The following is a 17,733-nucleotide window of genomic DNA, read 5'->3' as shown; positions in this document are numbered from 1 at the left end:
AAATGCCTGATAATGGAACTGGAGAAAAAACAGAGGAGCCAACGCCGAAGCGGAAACGTGAGGCAAGGGAAAAAGGTAATGTTGCTAAAAGTAAAGAGATTAGTCAGGCATTTACCCTACTGGCCAGTTTTTTGTTTCTTTACTTTTTTATGCAGGAGATAATGTTCAATGTAATGGCAGGTATTGAAAGATATTTTTCAGCTCTTATTGTAGATCCACTTTCAGTGGATACAGCCGGCAGACTGCTGCAGGATGCAATGATTTATACAGTTCAAACTATTTATCCGGTGCTTATAGTTACTGCTGTAGTTGGTTTTTTTATAAACTTTTTACAGATAGGACCACTATTTACAACAAAAAATCTTGCGCCAGATATTAAAAAATTGAATCCTATAAAAGGGTTAAAAAATATCTTTTCACTTCGAGGATTTGTGGAATTTTTAAAATCACTTTTAAAACTGGGAATAATAACATTTATAGCTCAAAGTTTTCTAAAAAATAATATTATTATTTTCAGAAGATCTCTAGATCAGAGTCTAAATCTTGCACTTGCAGAAATAGCATTGCTGATCAGCAAAATGGGATTTACTATAATTGCTGCCATGGTTTTGCTGGGCATTTTTGACCTATTATATCAGCGATGGCAGCACAATAAAGATCTCAAAATGTCAAAATATGAGGTCAAACAGGAGAGAAAAGAAATGGAGGGAGATCCTGTTATCCTCCAGAAAAGAAGAGAAAAGCAGAGGCAGTTTAGCTTAAATAGGATGATGAATGCAGTAAAAGATGCAGATGTTGTTATTACAAATCCAACCCATATTGCAGTAGCTCTTCAGTATGATCTTGATGAAATGGATGCACCGATAGTTGCTGCCAAAGGTGAAGGTTTTGTTGCTGAAAAGATTAAGGAAAAAGCAAAAGAACTTGAAATAGAGATTGTGGAGAACAAGCCGCTGGCCCGCTCTTTAAATTCAATGACAGAGATTGGTGATCAGGTTCCAGTTGAGCTTTATCAGGCTGTGGCTGAAGTGCTGGCACATGTATTTAAGGAAAATAATCGTATTAATGGAGGTTAATCTCAGCAGTGGATAATAGTTTAGTATACGCAAAGATAACAAAAAATAGTGATATTATATTTGCTCTCATGGTAGTAGGTATAATTGTCATGTTCATTATACCTATGCCCACAGTGCTGATGGATATACTGCTGGCAGCAAACATTACATTTTCCATGGTTATAATTCTGGTCAGTATTTATACAATAGAGCCTCTTGATATCTCTGTTTTCCCATCACTGCTCCTATTTGCAACCCTATTTAGGCTGGGATTAAATGTATCGACAACAAGGCTGATACTTGGACAGGGATATGCTGGTGAGATTATCATGAGTTTTGGTAATTTTGTTGTCGGAGGCAACTATGTTGTTGGACTTATAATATTCTTAATTTTGATTGTAATTCAGTTTATAGTAATTACCAAAGGTGCAGAAAGAGTTGCTGAGGTTGCTGCTCGTTTTACACTTGATGCAATGCCGGGTAAACAGATGAGCATAGATGCTGATCTTAATGCTGGTATTATAGATGAGAAGGAAGCTAAATATGAAAGAGCTAAAATAAGGAAAGAAGCAGATTTTTATGGAGCTATGGATGGTGCCAGTAAATTTGTTAAAGGAGATGCAATTGCCGGTATAATTATAACTTTTATAAATATTATCGGTGGTTTAATAATTGGTATGATTCAGCAGAATATGGGTTTTGCAGAAGCAGCACAGACATATACTCTGCTGACAGTAGGAGATGGACTGGTATCACAGATACCTGCTCTGCTTATTTCTACTGCCACAGGTATGGTTGTTACAAGATCAGCTTCTGAAAATAATATGGGTCAGGAGATGACAGATCAGCTTCTCAAACAGCCCAAAGCCTTATTTATAGCTGCTGCAGTTCTCACTGTTTTAGGATTTGTACCTGGGCTGCCGACACTTCCTTTTATTTTTCTAGCAGTATTTATAGCTGTGATGGGATATTTAATGTTAAATGCATCTGTAGAGGAAAAAGCTGTTGAAAAATCTCCAGAACAAACACAGATAAGTGAAGCCCAAAAACAGGAAGCAAGACAGGAGGAGTTAAAACAGCTAATTAAAGTAGATAAGCTGGAAATAGAAGTAGGATATAATCTAATTTCACTTGTTCTGCCAGAACAGGGTGGAGATTTTCTGGAAAGAGTTTCAGTTATTAGAAAGCAGATTGCAGCTGAACTTGGTATTATTTTACCACCTGTACGTATAGTTGACAATCTTCAGCTTGAGCCAAATATATACTGTATTAAGCTGCAGGGGGTAGAAATAAGCAGATATAGACTTTATGCAGATAAATATCTGGCCATGGATCCAGGTCATACTCTAGAAGAAATCGAAGGAATTGAAACAGAAGAACCTGCCTTTGGTACACCTGCGATCTGGATTGAGGAAGAAGATAGAGAAAGAGCAGAAATGGCAAATTATACAGTGGTAGACCCCAGCTCAGTGTTGGCTACCCACCTGACAGAAGTTATAAAAAAACATTCCCACGAACTGCTGGGAAGACAGGAAGTAAAAAAACTTATAGATAATATTAAGGATGATCAGAAAGCAGTTATAGATGAACTTATACCGGATAAGATGAATTTGGGTGGAATACAGAAAATACTGCAGAATCTTCTTTGGGAGAATATACCGATTAAAAATCTTGTTTTAATACTGGAAACACTTGCTGATCATGCAGGAAGAACAAATGATATAACTGTTTTGACAGAATATGTAAGACAGGCACTATCACGTCAGATAAGCAGTCAATTTACAGGGCCAGACAATACCCTTTATGTATTTACCATAGATCCAGCAAAAGAAGAACAGCTGGTCAATGCACTGGAGCAGTCTGATCAGGGCAATTATCTATCTCTACAGCCCGCCCAGGCACAGAATATTATCAATCAAATCGTAGAACAGGCAAAAGAACTTTTAGAAAAAGGTAATGATCCAATTTTACTGACATCACCTATGATCAGGCGTCCAATTAAAGAACTGGTACACAGAACATTTGAAGATTTAATTGTTCTGTCATTTAATGAACTTGAACCTGATGTTGATCTTCAAGTACAGGGGGTTGTTAAATAGATGAAAATAAAGAAATATACTGGAGAAACAATACAGGATGTAATATTCAAAGTAAAAGCTGATCTGGGTCCAGAAGCAATTATTATAGAAAAAAGAAAATTTCAAAAAGGCGGTATTTTTGGATTTTTTGGAAAAACAGTTGTTGAAGTACTGGCAGCACTTGAAGAAAAAAGCCGGCCCCATTATCAGCCGGTTGACAGCAGGGTCAGCAGAAAAAAAGAAGAATTAGTTAAAGAAAAGCTGCCTGACAGACCGGAAGAATTATTAAAAAGTGAAACAGAAGCACCTAAAGCAGAAAAAATAGAATCTAAAAATATAGAGGATAAAAATAAAGAAAGAGCTGATTTTTCAGCTGAAAGAAAAAAAGATGAGAAGATAGAAGAAGATCATAAAGCAGAGATTAGTGTCGAAAAAGAAATCAAGGAAAGCTACAAAAATACTAAAATATATAATCATCTTTTCCATCAGGGAGTAGAAGAAGATTGTTTAAATTCTTTTATTAATAAGCTGAATAAAGGTGCAGGTTTTCCACTTAATGATAATTACAGCGAAAAAATAGAATCATTCAGCCGCAAATATTTTGCCGACTGTTCACCTATAAAAATAGATAAAAAGAGAAAGGTTGTTTCATTTATTGGTCCTACAGGAGTTGGTAAAACTACAACAATTGCCAAAATAGCAGCTTATTTTGCAGTAGATAAAAACAAAAAAGTCGGTTTAATAACGGCAGACACCTACAGAATAGCTGCTGTAGAACAGCTGCAGACATACAGCAATATAATAGATATTCCCTTTAAAGTATGCTACAGCAGTGGTAAACTTAAATCTATGATAGAGGGTAAGTTTAAAAACTGTGATCTAATATTTATTGATACTCCTGGCAGCAGCTGGAAAGATCAGCTTCAGCTGGGTAGACTTAAGGATTACACTGAAAACGAGATAATAGATGAAGTTCACCTTCTTGTCAGCTTGAATATTAAGAGCAGGGACATGTATAATATTATTGAGCGCTTCGAAAAAATGAATCCGGATAAAATACTGCTGACAAAGCTTGATGAGACAGGCAGCTATGGCGACTTAATTAATATTAAAGAAAGATATAATCTTCCATTTTCTTATCTAACTTTTGGACAGGATGTTCCAGAAGACATTAATCCGGCCTGCCCGGAAATATTATTTAAATATTTATTTGGTGATTATCATGTTTAGTCAGGCTGCAAAATTAAAAGAAATAGTTCAAAAGAAAAAAGAAAAGATGCTGGAAAACAGTGGTGATAATAATTCCATTAGGCATAAGAGTAGAGCTAGGACAATAGCTATTGCCAGCGGCAAAGGTGGTGTTGGTAAATCAACCCTTACCGTTAATCTGGCTTATAATTTAGCCAGGCTGAAAAAAAAAGTGCTGATAATTGACAGTGATATTGGAATGGCAAATCTGGATATTATGCTCGATATCAGTCCAATTTATGATATGGGGCATCTTTTGAGGGGAGAATGTACCCTTCAGGAAGCAATTGTCAAAGATCCAAGTGGAATTAGTATTCTCAGCGGAATTACTGGAGATGACACTTTTATAGATCTTAATACAGATATGATGAACAAAATAATTAATATAGCTGGAGAAATGGAAAAAGATTATGATTATCTGCTGATTGATTTAGGTGCAGGAGCAGGTAAAAATATAGTCAGTACAATTCTTTCTGCAGAGGAGCTTCTTTTGGTTCTTACTACAGAACCAACATCTGTAATGGACAGCTACAGCCTTATAAAAATACTGGCAAAATATAATTTTGATAAATCAGTTAAACTTGTATTAAATCAGGTCGATAGAAAAAAAGATGCCCAAAAAACTGCCGAAAGAATGAAAAAGACAGTTAAAAAATATCTAAACATTGAGCTGGATTTAGTCGGCCAGATATCTCACGACAGAAATATCAGCACTGCTGTAAAAAAGCAGAGGCCTTTTTCTGAAATATATGCTGGAAGATCTGCAGCAGAAGATTTTGAAAAGTTAGCTAAAAAAATTAGTGGAGAAGAAGGAGAAAAGCAGAGCAAAGGTGTTAAAAGCTATTTTTACAAAATGATAGGATTTTTTAACAGCAGCAGGAAATAATCACTGGAGTTGAAGATGATGAAATTACCAGAAATTAATCAAAAATTAGAAATAGAAATTTTGACTGGACTTTACAAGGGTAAATATTTAAGCAAAGTTGCTGATATAAAAAAGGGCGGAATTCTTATTACTGGCCTGTATCGGGAAGGAGCGTCTTTGCCGGTTAGGATCAACCAGGATATTGAAGTCTATTTTACAACAGAGAGGGCAGCATATAAGTTTAAGAGCAGAGTAAAAAAGAGATTAAAAGAACCATTTCCACTTCTCTATATAGAAAAACCGGAAAACATAATCAGAATTCAGCGCAGAGACTATTTCCGCCTTGAAGTCAGTGGACAAATAACTATATACAGTCAGGAAGAAGAGAAGCTTATGGAAGCAAGACTGCTTGATATCAGTGGGGGAGGAATTAAAATAGAAGTAGATGAACATTTTGATAAAGGTCAGAAAATTAAGGTTGAGCTCAAAAATATTTTAAAGGAAAAAGAGCTGATCAGTGCTTCTGTTGTGAGATCACATAAAAAAGATCACAAAAGCTGGGAACTTGGAATTAAATTTGAAGATATTGAAGAGAATTTAAGAGAAGAGATTATTCAGTGGATATTTGCATATCAGCGAGAAAACAGAAAAAAAGGATTAAGTTAAATGCTTTTTAAATCAATTTTATTTGGCTTTATATTTTATGTTTTAAATACAATATATTATTTAATAAATAAAATGGAACTAAAAACAGTCTTTTTTAAAAGTATCAATAGAACTATTATTTTTGTGCTGATATTTAATCTTATATTTCTTTTAACTTCAATTTTGAAAGACCGCAGTAGTAAAAATAGTTCTGATTTAAGTAATGAAAGTAAAGATAAAAATCAATCAGATACTAAAGAATCTGACGAAGGAAATGCGGAAGATGATGGGTTTTCACCAATTAATCCTCCTGAAATAGAATATACTCAGAGGGAAGATTAATAATCAAAAAAAGGAAGATTATTATGCCTAATAATGAAAAACTATGGCAGAAGTATAAAGAACAGGATGATATGCAGGCCAGAGAAGCTCTTATTTTAGAACATATTAATCTTGTTAGATATGCTGCAGGCAGAATAAGTGTTATACTGCCTGATCATATAGATAGAGATGATCTGGAAAGCTATGGAATCATTGGTCTGATAGAAGCTGTAGAAAATTTTGACTGGAGCAGAAATATTAATTTTTCCACCTTTGCACTGCCGCGTATAAAAGGAGAAATTTTTGATCATTTAAGAAGTCAGGATTGGCTTCCCAGCAGCATGAGGAGACAGATTAAATTAATAGAGGAAAGAAAATTAGATTTTAAAAATGATCAGGGCCGTGACCCTTCAAACAGTGAATTAGCAGAAATAATGAATATGGATATAGAAAAAATTGAAGACATACTTTACCGCAAATATCTATCTGACTGGATATCGCTGTCTTATGAGTATGATGGCTCAGAATTGATACAGCTTATAGATTCAGGTGCAGATAAGCCAGTTTCTAAAATGGAAGAAGAAGATGCAGTAGAACTGCTGGCTGAAAAAATTGATAGCCTCAAAGAAAGAGAAAAACTTCTTGTCCAGCTGTATTACTATGAAGAACTGACACAGTTAGAGATAGCAGAAATAATGGATATTAGTCCGGCCCGAGTATCTCAGCTACATAAACAGATTGTCCGCCGACTCAGAGGAATGTTGAGCAGAAGTAAAGAATATTTTTTCTAATGAAAAGCAGGTGAATCAAATTGAATAAAAACAAAAATCAATTTAACGGAAAAGAATATCTTCTTAAATTTACTGATAGTGATGTAAAAATTAAGATAAATTATGATAGTGATATTTCACTGTCTGATATAAAGGATTCTTTGCAGGAAAAAAATATTGTAGAAGTAGATTCTGAGCTGCTTGAGGAAAGATTTCAGGATAGATATGAAGATTGGTTTACAATTGCTCCAAGAATTAAAGATTTAGATGAAGACGACAAAATTAGTTTAAAGATTTCTGATGACAGAATGAAAGCATTTATGAGCTTTGATCCAGGTAATGGGAGCAGTATTATTCATTATGAAGATGTAAAAATACTGCTGGAAGAAAAAGATATTTGTTTTGGTTTAAAAGAAGACCAGATCAAGAAGATAATTGAAAATCGAATTCCCGTTAATGAAACATTAATAGCTGAAGGGAAAAAACCTGAAGCAGGTAAAGATTCAGAATTGATCTATCATTTTGAACAAAAAGAAAAAAATGTTGGAACTCTGCGTCAGGATGGAACAATGGATTTTCACAACAGAAATTTGATAACAAATGTTAAAAAGGGAGAAAAGCTTCTGACAAAAATTCCGGCCCAGAAAGGTAAACCGGGCAGAAATGTTAAAGGAGATGAAGTTAAACCTCAGCCTGTAAAAGATAAAAAACTTCCCAGAGGGAAAAACACTGTAAAAAAAGATTTGTGTGTTTATGCAGCTATTGACGGCCAGGTAATAAAAGAAAAAGATAAGGTTCATGTAAGACCTGTGCTGAATATAAAAGGTGATGTAGACCTAACTACAGGTAATATTGATTTTTTGGGAAGTGTTAAAATAAGTGGTGATGTTAGAGAAGGTTTTATTGTTAAAGCAGCTGGAGATATAGATATACAGGGTAATGTTGGAGCTGCAGAAATTAAAAGCAGCCAAAATGTGAGTATCAAAAAAGGTTTTTTGGGCAGAGGTAAAGGAAAAATTGAAGCTGAAGGTGAAGTAAGGGTTCGTTTTGTTGAAAACGGAAGTATTACAGCTGAAAAAATTATGATTCATGATGCATCTATGCACAGTGAGCTGAAGGCAAAAGATAGAATTGTCGTCAAAGGTGGAAAGGGTTTAATTGTAGGTGGAAAAGCATCAGCACACAGTTTAATTGAAGCTAATATTGTTGGTTCAAGCCTTGCAACAAAAACCATATTGGAGGTAGGACTGGATCCGGGAATTCATGCTAAATATAAAGAAAAAAAAGATGAGATGGAGTCACTTAAAAAAAACTTAGATAAAGTGATGAAAGGAATTAGAATGTTGAAACAGTTGAAAAACAAGGGTATAAAGCTGACCAAAGATAAAATAGTGATGTTTAATAAATTTTTGGAAACCGAAAAAGAGCTGAAAAAGAAAGAAAAGAATCTAAAAGAGGAAATAGAAGATCTGGAGCTGCAGCTATCTAATAATGTAAAAGGAGAGATAAAAATTAATGAATTAGTTTTTCCCGGAGTTCATCTTTTAAGCAGTAAGGATAAGCTGATAATTCAAAATAAAACTGCAGAATCGTGTTTTACAGAGGTAAATGGAGAATTAAGACAAAAAACTTTATAAAGGGGGTGAAAAATTTTGATAAAAGGACTTTATACAGCTGGGGCAGCAATGTTAGCTGCTGAAAAACAGAGCAGTATTACTGCTAATAATCTTGCAAATGCAGGTACAGTTGGTTTTAAAAGGGCAGGCAGTCTTAAAAGGTCTTTCCCAGAAATGCTGCTTAAGAAAATTGAAGCAGGAGAAAAAAACCGCGAAATTGGGTCTATTTCTTCTGGAGTTTATACTGAAAGAAAATTTAAAGATATGAGTCAGGGTGATCTGCGGAAAACAGGAAATAAGCTGGATCTTTTTATTCAGGGAGAAGGATTTTTTGCTGTCCAAACACCTGGCGGAATACGCTATACGCGTAATGGTAATTTTACACTTAATAGAAATTCAGAAATAGTTACACAGTCTGGTTATCAGCTGCTTGACATAAATGGTGAGCCGGTACAGACAATTCCAGAACGCGAATTTTTTATTGATGGACAGGGCCAGCTTTCGTTTTCTGGTGGACTTCAAGGAGCAGAAATTGCAGTTGTTAATTTTCCGGAAGAGGAAAGCTTAATTCAGGAAGGTGACAATCTTTATGTTCCAGCAGATGAAGCACAAATGCCGGCAGCAACCGATGCTGTTATTCTGCAGGGATATCTGGAAAACTCAAATGTTGAAATTGTAAAAGAAATGGTCAATATGATTAAAACGACCCGCCATTATGAAGCAGGTCAGAAAGTCATCTCAAGTATAGATGACAGTCTGGGTAAAGCTATTAATGAAGTTGGTAAAGCATAAAGAATCAAATTCAGCTGGACCTCAAAGAGGAAGCTGAAACAGACACCGTTGACTGATAGATATGGTGTTAAATTACAATTAAAATGAGGTGGAAATATGATTAGTGCACTCTGGACTGCTGCAACAGGAATGAATTCTCAGCAGACCAATATAGATGTTATTTCAAATAATCTTTCCAATGTAAACACAAGTGGATTTAAGAAGACAAGGGTAAATTTTGCAGATTTAATGTATTCTGAGATAAAACAGCCGGGAACTCCTAATACTAGTGGAGCCCAAATTCCGGTCGGAATAGAAGTAGGACATGGGACAAAAGTAAACAGCACTCAAAAAATGTTTACTCCTGGTAATGTTCAGAATACAGATAATCCACTGGATTTTCTTATAGAAGGAGACGGGTTTTTTAGAGTAATGCGGCCTGATGGAAGTTATGTCTATACTAGAGATGGTTCATTTAAACGAGACAGCACAGGTCAGGTGGTTACAGCAGATGGATACATTCTTTCTCCACAAATAGTTATCCCGGAAGAATCTACAAGTATATCGGTTACTTCTGATGGTGCTGTTAATGTAAAAAATCCGGATGGTACAGTACAGCAGATTGGAGAAATTGAACTCTACAGATTTGCAAATCCTGCCGGACTCATCAGTGAAGGAAGAAATCAGTTTTCTATTTCAAGTGCTTCTGGTGATCCAAGAGCAGGTGTGCCTGGAGAAGAGGGATATGGAACAATAAGCCAGGGCTTTCTGGAAATGTCAAATGTAAAAGTAGTGGAAGAAATGGTAAATATGATAGCTGCACAGAGAGCTTATGAAGTTAATTCAAAGGCGATAACTGCAGCAGATGAGATGCTTCAGACTGCCAATCAGCTGAGGAGATAGTATTAAAAAGGGTGAATATAATATAATGCTAAAAAAAATACTGCTGCTGGTTCTGCTGCTGATTTTTAGTTTTAATGTTCAGGCCTTTGATATTTCAATACCACCGGAAATTTCTATTAATTCGGACAGGATTACTTTAGAAGAGATATCGATAATAGAGGCAGGAGATCTTTCTGCAGCAGAGCTAAAAAAGTTAAAGAAATTGGATTTTGGGAGGGCACCACTGCCTGGATATGAAAAAACACTCAGTCAGGCTCTTGTAGAAATTTCCATAAAAAATCTCGGATATAATAATAATGATTTTAAATTAACTATGCCTTCAGATATAGTTGTGAAGAGAAACAGCAGCCAAATTACAGCTGAACAAATAGCAGAAGTAGTGAAAAAACAGCTGAAAAAGAAGGCAAATATTGATAAAGATAAGATACTGATAAAAATTAACAGTCAGCCTGACCCAATAATGATACCAGCTGGAGAATATGAGATTATTATAAATGATAATTATAATTTAAAACTGGGCCAAAATACTGTAGTGTTAGAAATATATCAGAATGGCAGTCAGTATAAAAAAATATATGTGCCTTTAAAGCTGGGGGTCAAAATGACAGTATTTAAAGCAAAAAGAAGATTTAATCATGGAGAAAAAATTAATAGAGAAGATTTTGAGAAAGTGGAAGATGAAGTTTATTCTGACAAAAACAATCTTGTTTCTGAATGGAATAATAAAAAAATCAATGGAAAAGTATTTAGAAGGTCGCTTCCTGCTGGGAGCTATCTTTCCTATGATGATTTTAAAGATCCTGTTTTGGTCAGGTGGGGAGACAGAGTTAAAGCAGTTGTAGAGATAAATAATATATCTGTAACTGCTTTTGTCACTGCCCGTGGGCGAGGCAAACTGGGAGATATAATAGAAGTTGAAAATCCACAGACAGGGTTTCGCTTTCAGGCAGAGGTAATTTCAGCTTCTGAAGTCAGATTTATGTCCAAATAAAAATTTGTTTTGTCTGGTGAAAAAATGAATAAATTTGTTTAGTTTTCGCAAAAATGAGGTGGAAAAATGTTAATACAAAATAAGGTGGTTATTATTCTGCTTCTTTTTCTAATAATATTTACTTCAGCAGTTTGTGGTAAATCTCTCTGGAGTGAAGATGGTTCTGGATTTTATAATGATTATCCAGATTACAGCTCTGGAGATATAATAACAGTTGTGATAGAAGAAGATGCAAGTGCGATCCAGACTGCCAACACTGATACAAGTCAGTCAAACAGTGTTGATGGATCTGCTGGAACAGGTTTTTTAGATTTTCTTGATTCATTTGGTTTCGGTTATTCTGATTCTGATTCTGCCGATGGACAGACACAGAGAAGCGGTACCCTGACAGCTGATATCACAACAGAAATTGTTGAAATTACCAAAAATGGAAATCTGAAGATAGAGGGAAGAAAGGTTGTTAAGATCAATGGAGAAACACAGATTATTAAACTGTCAGGTGTAGTTCGCCCTGAGGATGTTGATTTTGAGAACAATGTTTCTTCAAAAAATATTGCTCAGGCAGAGATTGAATATGAAGGTGAAGGTCCTGTGGGGGACAAACAGCAGCCGGGACTGCTGGGCAGACTGTTTAACTTCATCTTTTAATGGAAGAAGGGATATATTGTTGAAATTTACTTTAAAGATTAAAATAAAAGTGGTGGCTTTATTAATAATGGTTCTTTTTACTTTTCAGTTTTCTACCACAGCAGCAGAACCATCTGTTGAAATAGGAAATATAACCAGAATTAAAGGAATGCGCGAAAATCAGCTGATAGGTTATGGTATAGTTGTTGGTCTAAATGATAGTGGTGATTCCAATAGAAGTCAGTCAACAGTACAGAGTGTGGCGAATATGCTGCGGAATTTTGGTATATATGTTGATTCTGGACAGGTTGCAAGCCAAAATATAGCTGCTGTAATGGTTACCGGCAAACTGCCTCCAGTTGTCCACAGCGGAGATCAGATAGATGTAACTGTCAGTTCCATTGGTGATGCTGAAAGCCTTCAGGGAGGAACACTTCTTATGACTCCACTAAAAGCTCCAAATGGAGAAGTTTTTGCCTCTGCACAGGGAGCTATCTCTATTGGAGGCTATAATGTCAGCGGTGGTGGAAATACCCAGAGAGAAAATCATCCGACCGTGGGGAGGATCCCTGGTGGGGCTATGATAGAAAAAGAACTTTCGGTTAATTTACACGGAAACAGTCTTACCTATGTACTGGATAATCCAAACTTTGAAACTGCAGGTCAAATTGCAGAAATGATAAACAGCAAATTTTCATCACCAGATATAGCCAGAGCTCAGGATTCATCTACTGTAAATATAGAAATACCAGCAAACTATTCAAATAAAGTTGTAGAATTTATTGCAGAGGTAAATAATCTTAAGGTTAGACCTGGACTGGAAGCAAAAGTTGTTATAGATGAAAGGACCGGTACGGTTGTCTTCAGCCATAATGTGAGGATTTCTACAGTTGCTGTTGCACACGGAAATCTATCTGTTAAGATTACAACAGATACAGAAGTTTCCCAGCCACCTCCATTAAGTGCAGGTGAAACAGAAGTAACAGAAGATGTGCAGATAGAAGTTAAAGAGGGTGAAGAAGGTAATATGATGGTAGTAGGGCAGCAGACAACAATTGAAGATTTAGTAACTGCATTAAATGCAATAGGTGCTACACCAAGAGATATAATTTCAATAATACAGAAGATAAAGGCAGCCGGTGCACTACATGCTAAATTGGAAATAATATAAAATGCTGGAGGTTTAAGCTATGCAGATAAATAATTTAGACAGCAGTGCCAGATATTCAGCTCTGCAGCAGATGGAAACGAGAAAGTCAGCTGAGCTAAAAAATGCAGTTAAAAATGGTCAAAAGCTTGAAGAAACTGCTGCAGAATTCACATCTATATTTATCGAAAAAATGTTTTCAGCAATGAGAAATACGCTTTCCGATGAAAAACTTATTGATGGTGGGTATGCGGAAGATGTATTTACAGATATGCTATATAAAGAATACAGCCTTATGGCAGGGAAGCAGGGTCTACTGGCAGACTTAAATAGAAAACTTGTAGTTCAGCTGAGATCAGAATAAATATGTGAATATTTTCATTTGTACCGGGTACGAAAAGGCCTTTTCGTACCCGGTACATAAACATAAAATATTTTGACATTTATTTTTAAATAATATATAATATTAGTAATTAATGTTCTAGCTGATTTTAGTTTTAGAGAAGAGACGAGATTAGATTAGTTTTTCAAAAAAAAATGAGGAGAGATGAGTTGAGATGAAAACTAAAGACTTAGCACAGGCAGCACTTTTGGTGGCGATTGGTTTTATTTTACACGCACTTTTTCCACCAATTGTACTGGGGATGAAGCCGGATTTTGCTCTGGCTATGATGTTTATTTTGTTGATTATCAAGCAGGATTTTAAACTTGGATTTTTGGTAGCAGTATCGACAGGTATTTTTACTGCTTTAACAACCGGTTTTCCGGGAGGTCAGCTGGCCAATATGGTGGATAAACTAGTCACTTTTTTAATTATTTATCCTCTGATACCGTTAATTTTAAAACTTCCTTCAGTTAAGCTGTCAACTGCTATAATTACTTTTATGGGAACACTGGTAAGTGGAGCTGTATTTCTCGGAACAGCAGCTTTTATAGTAGGTCTTCCAGGACCATTTACCGTATTGTTTTCCACAGTGGTTCTGCCGGCAGCAGTTATAAACACTGTAACAGCTGTTGTAGTATTCAGTGTTGTACATTTTGCTTCAGAATTAAGCCAGGCAGAAAATGAAATAACACAGTAGAATAATAGTAACAGTAAAATTTTTTAATGAACATTTAGCCCCCTCATATAAAAGGGGGCTTTTAGTTTTTATAACTGGTAATATATTTTAAATTTTTAGTTGCAGCTGCAACTAAAATATGTTATTCTTTGATTGAGATAGTTGCATATGCAACAGAATTAGAGGTGAATTATATGTATATAAGTGCTCCTATTGGAAAATGGATAGCCAGATTATATAAAGATCATGACCAGTTTGTGGATGAATTACTTGAAAAACATAATTTAAATCACAGTGAAGGCAATATATTGATACATTTATACAAAGATGGAGATGGTATTAATCAAAAAGCTTTGGAAGAATGTCTTGGGGTTGATAAAGCAACAGTATCTCGTTCTATAAAGACACTGCTGAGGAAAAAATATCTAAGAAGGAATAAATCCCCCTCTGATGGAAGAGCTAATTTAATATATTTAAGTAAAAAAGCAGAAGAAAAAAGAGAAGAAATAGAACATATTTATCAGCAGTGGTTTAAGATATTTTTACGTGAAATACCGGAAGAAGATGCAGAAGTTGTAATTAAAACTCTAAAAAAGATGTATCAAATGGTTCAAAATAGCTAATAAGCTGATGGAGGTAGGAACTATGAATCAAATTTTAAAATATAATAAAATAATAGTAATAGTAATTTTATTGATAACGATATTTTTTGCTTTTCAGATTCCTAAAGTAGAGATTAACAATGATATTGAAGTTTTCCTGCCTGATGATCATTTTACAAAGGTTCAAAATGATAGAATGAAAGATATTTTTGGAGAAAGTGACAGTATAGTGGCAGCTGTTAAAGTTACAAGAGGCAGTATTTTTGATAGAAACAATCTCAGTATTATTGATAATATGTCTTCAGAGTTTGAAAAAATAAAATTTGTAGATGAAGTGACATCTATTACAAATGTTGATTTTATAGAAGGAAGTTCTGAAGGTATGATTGTTGAAGAACTGGTTGAAGAACTGCCAGAAGGAAAAGAAGATATAAGAAATATTAAAGAAAAAATATTAAGCTGGGATCTATATAAAAATAACCTTTATTCTGAAGATTTTAAGGCTACCCAGATTTTAATTTCTCTTGATGAAGATTTAAATAATAATGAAGAAAGACAGGCTTATTATCAGATTAAAGAGACAGCAGACAAATATAAACAGAGCGGAATTGAAAGTTATATTTCTGGATCTACAGCCATCAATGTACTGATGGGCGATAATATGGTACAGGATATTAAATATTTAATTCCATTTATAATTGCCGTATTGATTATTACTCTCTATTTATTTTTCGATAAAATTTTTGCAGTTTTTTTAATAATGTTGACTGTATCAATTAGCAGTATCTGGTCGATTGGACTGATGGCGTTTTTGGGGATTAATATGACACTTGTTTCTACAGTTATACCTGTACTTTTAATTGCAGTGGGAAGTGCATATGGAATTCATATTTTAAGCCATTATTATGATTATATTAATGATCATAACGGTGAGCTGAGTACAGAAGAACAGAAAAAAATAGTTTTAAAAACTGTTAATCAGATGGAGAAAGCTGTTTTTCTGGCGGCTTTAACAACAGCTGTAGGTTTTGGATCACTGGCATCCAGTGACATCGTGCCTATCAAAACTTTTGGAATTTTTACTGCTGTTGGTATTGCGGCTGCATTTTTAGTTGCGCTGTTCTTGATTCCATCACTTTTAATTTTAACCTATCAGTACAGAGATAATATTAATAATGGAGAATTTAAAGGTAGAGAACATTTTTCTTCTGTCATAAGAAGTCTGCATGATTTTTATGCAGAAAAGAGAATTTCAATAATGCTGACTGTTTTGATCATAACTGCTGTATCGTTTATGGGTTTTAACAAAATTATAGTGGATACACCACTAATAGAAATGTTTAGAGAAGATACAGAAATCAGAAGAGCAGATAATTTTATAAATGAAAATTTTTCTGGAACTAACATAATGAAGGTGATGGTTGAGGGAGAGGAAATAGGTGATCTCAACCATCCGAAAATATTGACAGAAATAGACAGAATGCAGAACTATATTACTGATAATTTTACAGAGGTTGGGAAAACTACTTCTATTGTAGATTACATAAAAAGAATGAATCAGGTTATGCACTATCCGGAAGAAGAAAAAGACAGAACAGAAGAAAGTATATCTGATGCTGAAATAAGTGAAGAAACCACTTCTAATTTTTATAAAGAGAAAGAAACTACTTCAAGTTTTTATAATTCTACCGATGAGGAAGAAACTGCTACGAGCTTTTATGATGAATCTGGAGAAGATACTGCTTCGAGTTTCTATAATGAAGAAAAAGAAGATACTGAAAGTCAGGCTGATAGAGAGGGTGTAAAAACTAAACAGCCGCAGGTTATGGCTGGCCCTAATAGAGAAAAAAATATGTCTGAATATGATATGATAATGATTTTAAATTCTGCTCTCATCAGAGCTGAAAAATCTAATTTAAATGCTGTAGAATTGGTGGATTTAATAAAGGAAGAGCTTAATTATAAAGCAGCAGTATATTATGAGATTCCGTCAGATTTGGAAAAATATAATGCGGAAAGCCAGAAAAATCTGCAGAATCTAATTTCTCAATATCTTCTTCTGTATTCGGGCAATGTAGATGATTTAATAAATGATCAGATAGAGCCGGATAAAGCGCAGATTCTGCTGCAGCTAAATGATCCCAGCAATCTAATAGCTAGAGATGTAAGAAAAGAAGTACTTAAATATGCTGAAGAAAATTTTCCTAAAAAATATCAGACTACTGTAACAGGTAATGCTGCTATGGCACTTGAAGCAAATAATTTGATTGTCAGCAGTCAGACAAGAAGTATAATTATTTCATTTATTATTGTGTTTTTGATTGTTTCAGTTTCATTTAAATCTTTAATTGCCGGAATTTATGGTATAATTCCACTTGCTTTTTCTCTTATAATTAACTTTGGTTTAATGGGGCATCTGGGAATTAAATTAGATGTTGGAACAGCAATGGTTGCCTCAATTGCTATTGGTATTGGGGTTGATTATACTATACATTTTCTTCACACATATTATGCAGAACGAAGAGGAGAAGATGATTTGTATACAGTGACGAAAAAAACACTCAGTTCAACCGGAAAAGCCATTATCTTTAATGCAATTTCTGTTGCAGCTGGTTTTCTAGTTCTGCTTTTTTCCAATTTTTATCCACTTGTATATCTTGGCTTTCTAATAGCGGTTACTATGTTTACTTCGTCAATTGCTTCTTTAACAATACTGCCGCTGTTGTTAAATATCTTTAAACCTAAATTTATAAGTAAAAATTAAGTTTAAAAAAAGTAATAATCATAACTGATTTATATAAATATATCTGTATTTTGCTTTAATAGTTTTACCGCCGATATATTTTATTTTGTAGTTTGTTAAGATGATAGTTTTAGAAAAATAAAATTAAATAGAGAATCTTTAAAAATAGGTAAATAAATTATTTAGGTTTTTATAGTGATAGAAGTTATAGTCTGCTAGCAAACCTCGTGGGCTTGCCCCGAGAAAATAGCAGACGGTTTTGAATTTCAATTATTATGTTTAGCTAATAA

General features: G+C 34.5%; 17 protein-coding genes. All 17 read left to right on the top strand.

The window, feature by feature from the left end; genetic code table 11:
• Nucleotides 1-2 precede the first annotated feature (2 nt).
• The 17 genes from flhB (at nt 3) to DFR78_RS06815 (ending at nt 17,464) form a co-directional block, all read left to right on the top strand.
• Nucleotides 3-1,076: a flagellar biosynthesis protein FlhB gene (gene flhB / locus DFR78_RS06895; RefSeq protein WP_114458109.1), complete on the top strand. Its 1,074-nt coding sequence runs from the start codon at nt 3-5 to the stop codon at nt 1,074-1,076.
• 68 nt (nt 1,077-1,144) lie between these two features.
• A complete protein-coding gene (gene flhA, locus DFR78_RS06890; RefSeq protein WP_369834941.1) occupies nt 1,145-3,154 on the top strand; it encodes a flagellar biosynthesis protein FlhA in 2,010 nt (669 codons plus the stop codon).
• Complete coding sequence (gene flhF, locus DFR78_RS06885; protein WP_114458107.1) at nt 3,155-4,363, top strand: flagellar biosynthesis protein FlhF; 1,209 nt, start codon at nt 3,155-3,157, stop codon at nt 4,361-4,363.
• Nucleotides 4,356-5,267, top strand: coding sequence for a MinD/ParA family protein (locus DFR78_RS06880; RefSeq protein ID WP_114458106.1), 912 nt, complete (start codon nt 4,356-4,358; stop codon nt 5,265-5,267). Before flhF ends, DFR78_RS06880 begins: the two co-directional genes overlap by 8 nt.
• A 15-nt stretch (nt 5,268-5,282) precedes the next feature.
• Nucleotides 5,283-5,912: a flagellar brake protein gene (locus DFR78_RS06875; protein ID WP_233487013.1), complete on the top strand. Its 630-nt coding sequence runs from the start codon at nt 5,283-5,285 to the stop codon at nt 5,910-5,912.
• Nucleotides 5,913-6,233 (top strand): hypothetical protein, encoded by a 321-nt coding sequence (locus DFR78_RS06870; RefSeq protein ID WP_114458104.1) that lies wholly within the window; start codon nt 5,913-5,915, stop codon nt 6,231-6,233. It begins immediately after the preceding gene.
• Nucleotides 6,234-6,256: 23 nt separating this feature from the next.
• Nucleotides 6,257-7,003, top strand: a complete 747-nt coding sequence (locus DFR78_RS06865) for a sigma-70 family RNA polymerase sigma factor (protein ID WP_114458103.1) — start codon at nt 6,257-6,259, stop codon at nt 7,001-7,003.
• A 20-nt stretch (nt 7,004-7,023) separates the two neighbouring features.
• The gene (locus DFR78_RS06860) at nt 7,024-8,619 is read left to right on the top strand and encodes a DUF342 domain-containing protein (RefSeq protein WP_114458102.1); all 1,596 of its coding nucleotides are present in this window, start codon (nt 7,024-7,026) and stop codon (nt 8,617-8,619) included.
• Between the two features lie 15 nt (nt 8,620-8,634).
• A complete protein-coding gene (gene flgF / locus DFR78_RS06855; RefSeq protein WP_114458101.1) occupies nt 8,635-9,390 on the top strand; it encodes a flagellar basal-body rod protein FlgF in 756 nt (251 codons plus the stop codon).
• A 96-nt stretch (nt 9,391-9,486) separates the two neighbouring features.
• Complete coding sequence (flgG, locus tag DFR78_RS06850; RefSeq protein ID WP_114458100.1) at nt 9,487-10,272, top strand: flagellar basal-body rod protein FlgG; 786 nt, start codon at nt 9,487-9,489, stop codon at nt 10,270-10,272.
• A gap of 25 nt (nt 10,273-10,297) precedes the next feature.
• Nucleotides 10,298-11,263, top strand: coding sequence for a flagellar basal body P-ring formation chaperone FlgA (flgA, locus tag DFR78_RS06845; RefSeq protein WP_114458099.1), 966 nt, complete (start codon nt 10,298-10,300; stop codon nt 11,261-11,263).
• Between the two features lie 66 nt (nt 11,264-11,329).
• The gene (locus DFR78_RS06840; protein ID WP_114458098.1) at nt 11,330-11,911 is read left to right on the top strand and encodes a flagellar basal body L-ring protein FlgH; all 582 of its coding nucleotides are present in this window, start codon (nt 11,330-11,332) and stop codon (nt 11,909-11,911) included.
• A 19-nt stretch (nt 11,912-11,930) separates the two neighbouring features.
• Nucleotides 11,931-13,061 carry a flagellar basal body P-ring protein FlgI gene (locus DFR78_RS06835; protein ID WP_233487012.1) on the top strand — a complete coding sequence of 377 codons (1,131 nt, stop codon included), beginning with the start codon at nt 11,931-11,933 and terminating at the stop codon, nt 13,059-13,061.
• A 19-nt stretch (nt 13,062-13,080) separates the two neighbouring features.
• Nucleotides 13,081-13,401, top strand: a complete 321-nt coding sequence (locus tag DFR78_RS06830) for a rod-binding protein (protein WP_114458096.1) — start codon at nt 13,081-13,083, stop codon at nt 13,399-13,401.
• A gap of 193 nt (nt 13,402-13,594) precedes the next feature.
• Complete coding sequence (locus DFR78_RS06825; RefSeq protein ID WP_114458095.1) at nt 13,595-14,119, top strand: tryptophan transporter; 525 nt, start codon at nt 13,595-13,597, stop codon at nt 14,117-14,119.
• A 173-nt stretch (nt 14,120-14,292) separates the two neighbouring features.
• Nucleotides 14,293-14,721 (top strand): MarR family winged helix-turn-helix transcriptional regulator, encoded by a 429-nt coding sequence (locus DFR78_RS06820; RefSeq protein WP_114458094.1) that lies wholly within the window; start codon nt 14,293-14,295, stop codon nt 14,719-14,721.
• A 22-nt stretch (nt 14,722-14,743) separates the two neighbouring features.
• Nucleotides 14,744-17,464, top strand: a complete 2,721-nt coding sequence (locus DFR78_RS06815) for an RND family transporter (RefSeq protein WP_114458093.1) — start codon at nt 14,744-14,746, stop codon at nt 17,462-17,464.
• The last annotated feature ends 269 nt before the right edge of the window (nt 17,465-17,733 follow it).

Origin of the sequence: Halanaerobium sp. MA284_MarDTE_T2 (assembly GCF_003337245.1) — a bacterium.
In the GTDB taxonomy this organism is placed as follows: domain Bacteria; phylum Bacillota; class Halanaerobiia; order Halanaerobiales; family Halanaerobiaceae; genus QPJE01.
This window is presented reverse-complemented; position numbering and strand designations above follow the sequence as displayed.

Excerpts from the sequence above, each read along its gene's own strand:
- flhB (WP_114458109.1), top strand. The coding sequence starts at position 3 with ATGCCTGATAATGGAACTGGAGAAAAAACAGAGGAGCCAACGCCGAAG.
- flhA (WP_369834941.1), top strand. The coding sequence starts at position 1,145 with ATGGTAGTAGGTATAATTGTCATGTTCATTATACCTATGCCCACAGTG.
- flhF (WP_114458107.1), top strand. The coding sequence starts at position 3,155 with ATGAAAATAAAGAAATATACTGGAGAAACAATACAGGATGTAATATTC.
- DFR78_RS06880 (WP_114458106.1), top strand. The coding sequence starts at position 4,356 with ATGTTTAGTCAGGCTGCAAAATTAAAAGAAATAGTTCAAAAGAAAAAA.
- DFR78_RS06875 (WP_233487013.1), top strand. The coding sequence starts at position 5,283 with ATGATGAAATTACCAGAAATTAATCAAAAATTAGAAATAGAAATTTTG.
- DFR78_RS06870 (WP_114458104.1), top strand. The coding sequence starts at position 5,913 with ATGCTTTTTAAATCAATTTTATTTGGCTTTATATTTTATGTTTTAAAT.
- DFR78_RS06865 (WP_114458103.1), top strand. The coding sequence starts at position 6,257 with ATGCCTAATAATGAAAAACTATGGCAGAAGTATAAAGAACAGGATGAT.
- flgG (WP_114458100.1), top strand. The coding sequence starts at position 9,487 with ATGATTAGTGCACTCTGGACTGCTGCAACAGGAATGAATTCTCAGCAG.
- flgA (WP_114458099.1), top strand. The coding sequence starts at position 10,298 with ATGCTAAAAAAAATACTGCTGCTGGTTCTGCTGCTGATTTTTAGTTTT.
- DFR78_RS06840 (WP_114458098.1), top strand. The coding sequence starts at position 11,330 with ATGTTAATACAAAATAAGGTGGTTATTATTCTGCTTCTTTTTCTAATA.
- DFR78_RS06830 (WP_114458096.1), top strand. The coding sequence starts at position 13,081 with ATGCAGATAAATAATTTAGACAGCAGTGCCAGATATTCAGCTCTGCAG.
- DFR78_RS06825 (WP_114458095.1), top strand. The coding sequence starts at position 13,595 with ATGAAAACTAAAGACTTAGCACAGGCAGCACTTTTGGTGGCGATTGGT.
- DFR78_RS06820 (WP_114458094.1), top strand. The coding sequence starts at position 14,293 with ATGTATATAAGTGCTCCTATTGGAAAATGGATAGCCAGATTATATAAA.
- DFR78_RS06815 (WP_114458093.1), top strand. The coding sequence starts at position 14,744 with ATGAATCAAATTTTAAAATATAATAAAATAATAGTAATAGTAATTTTA.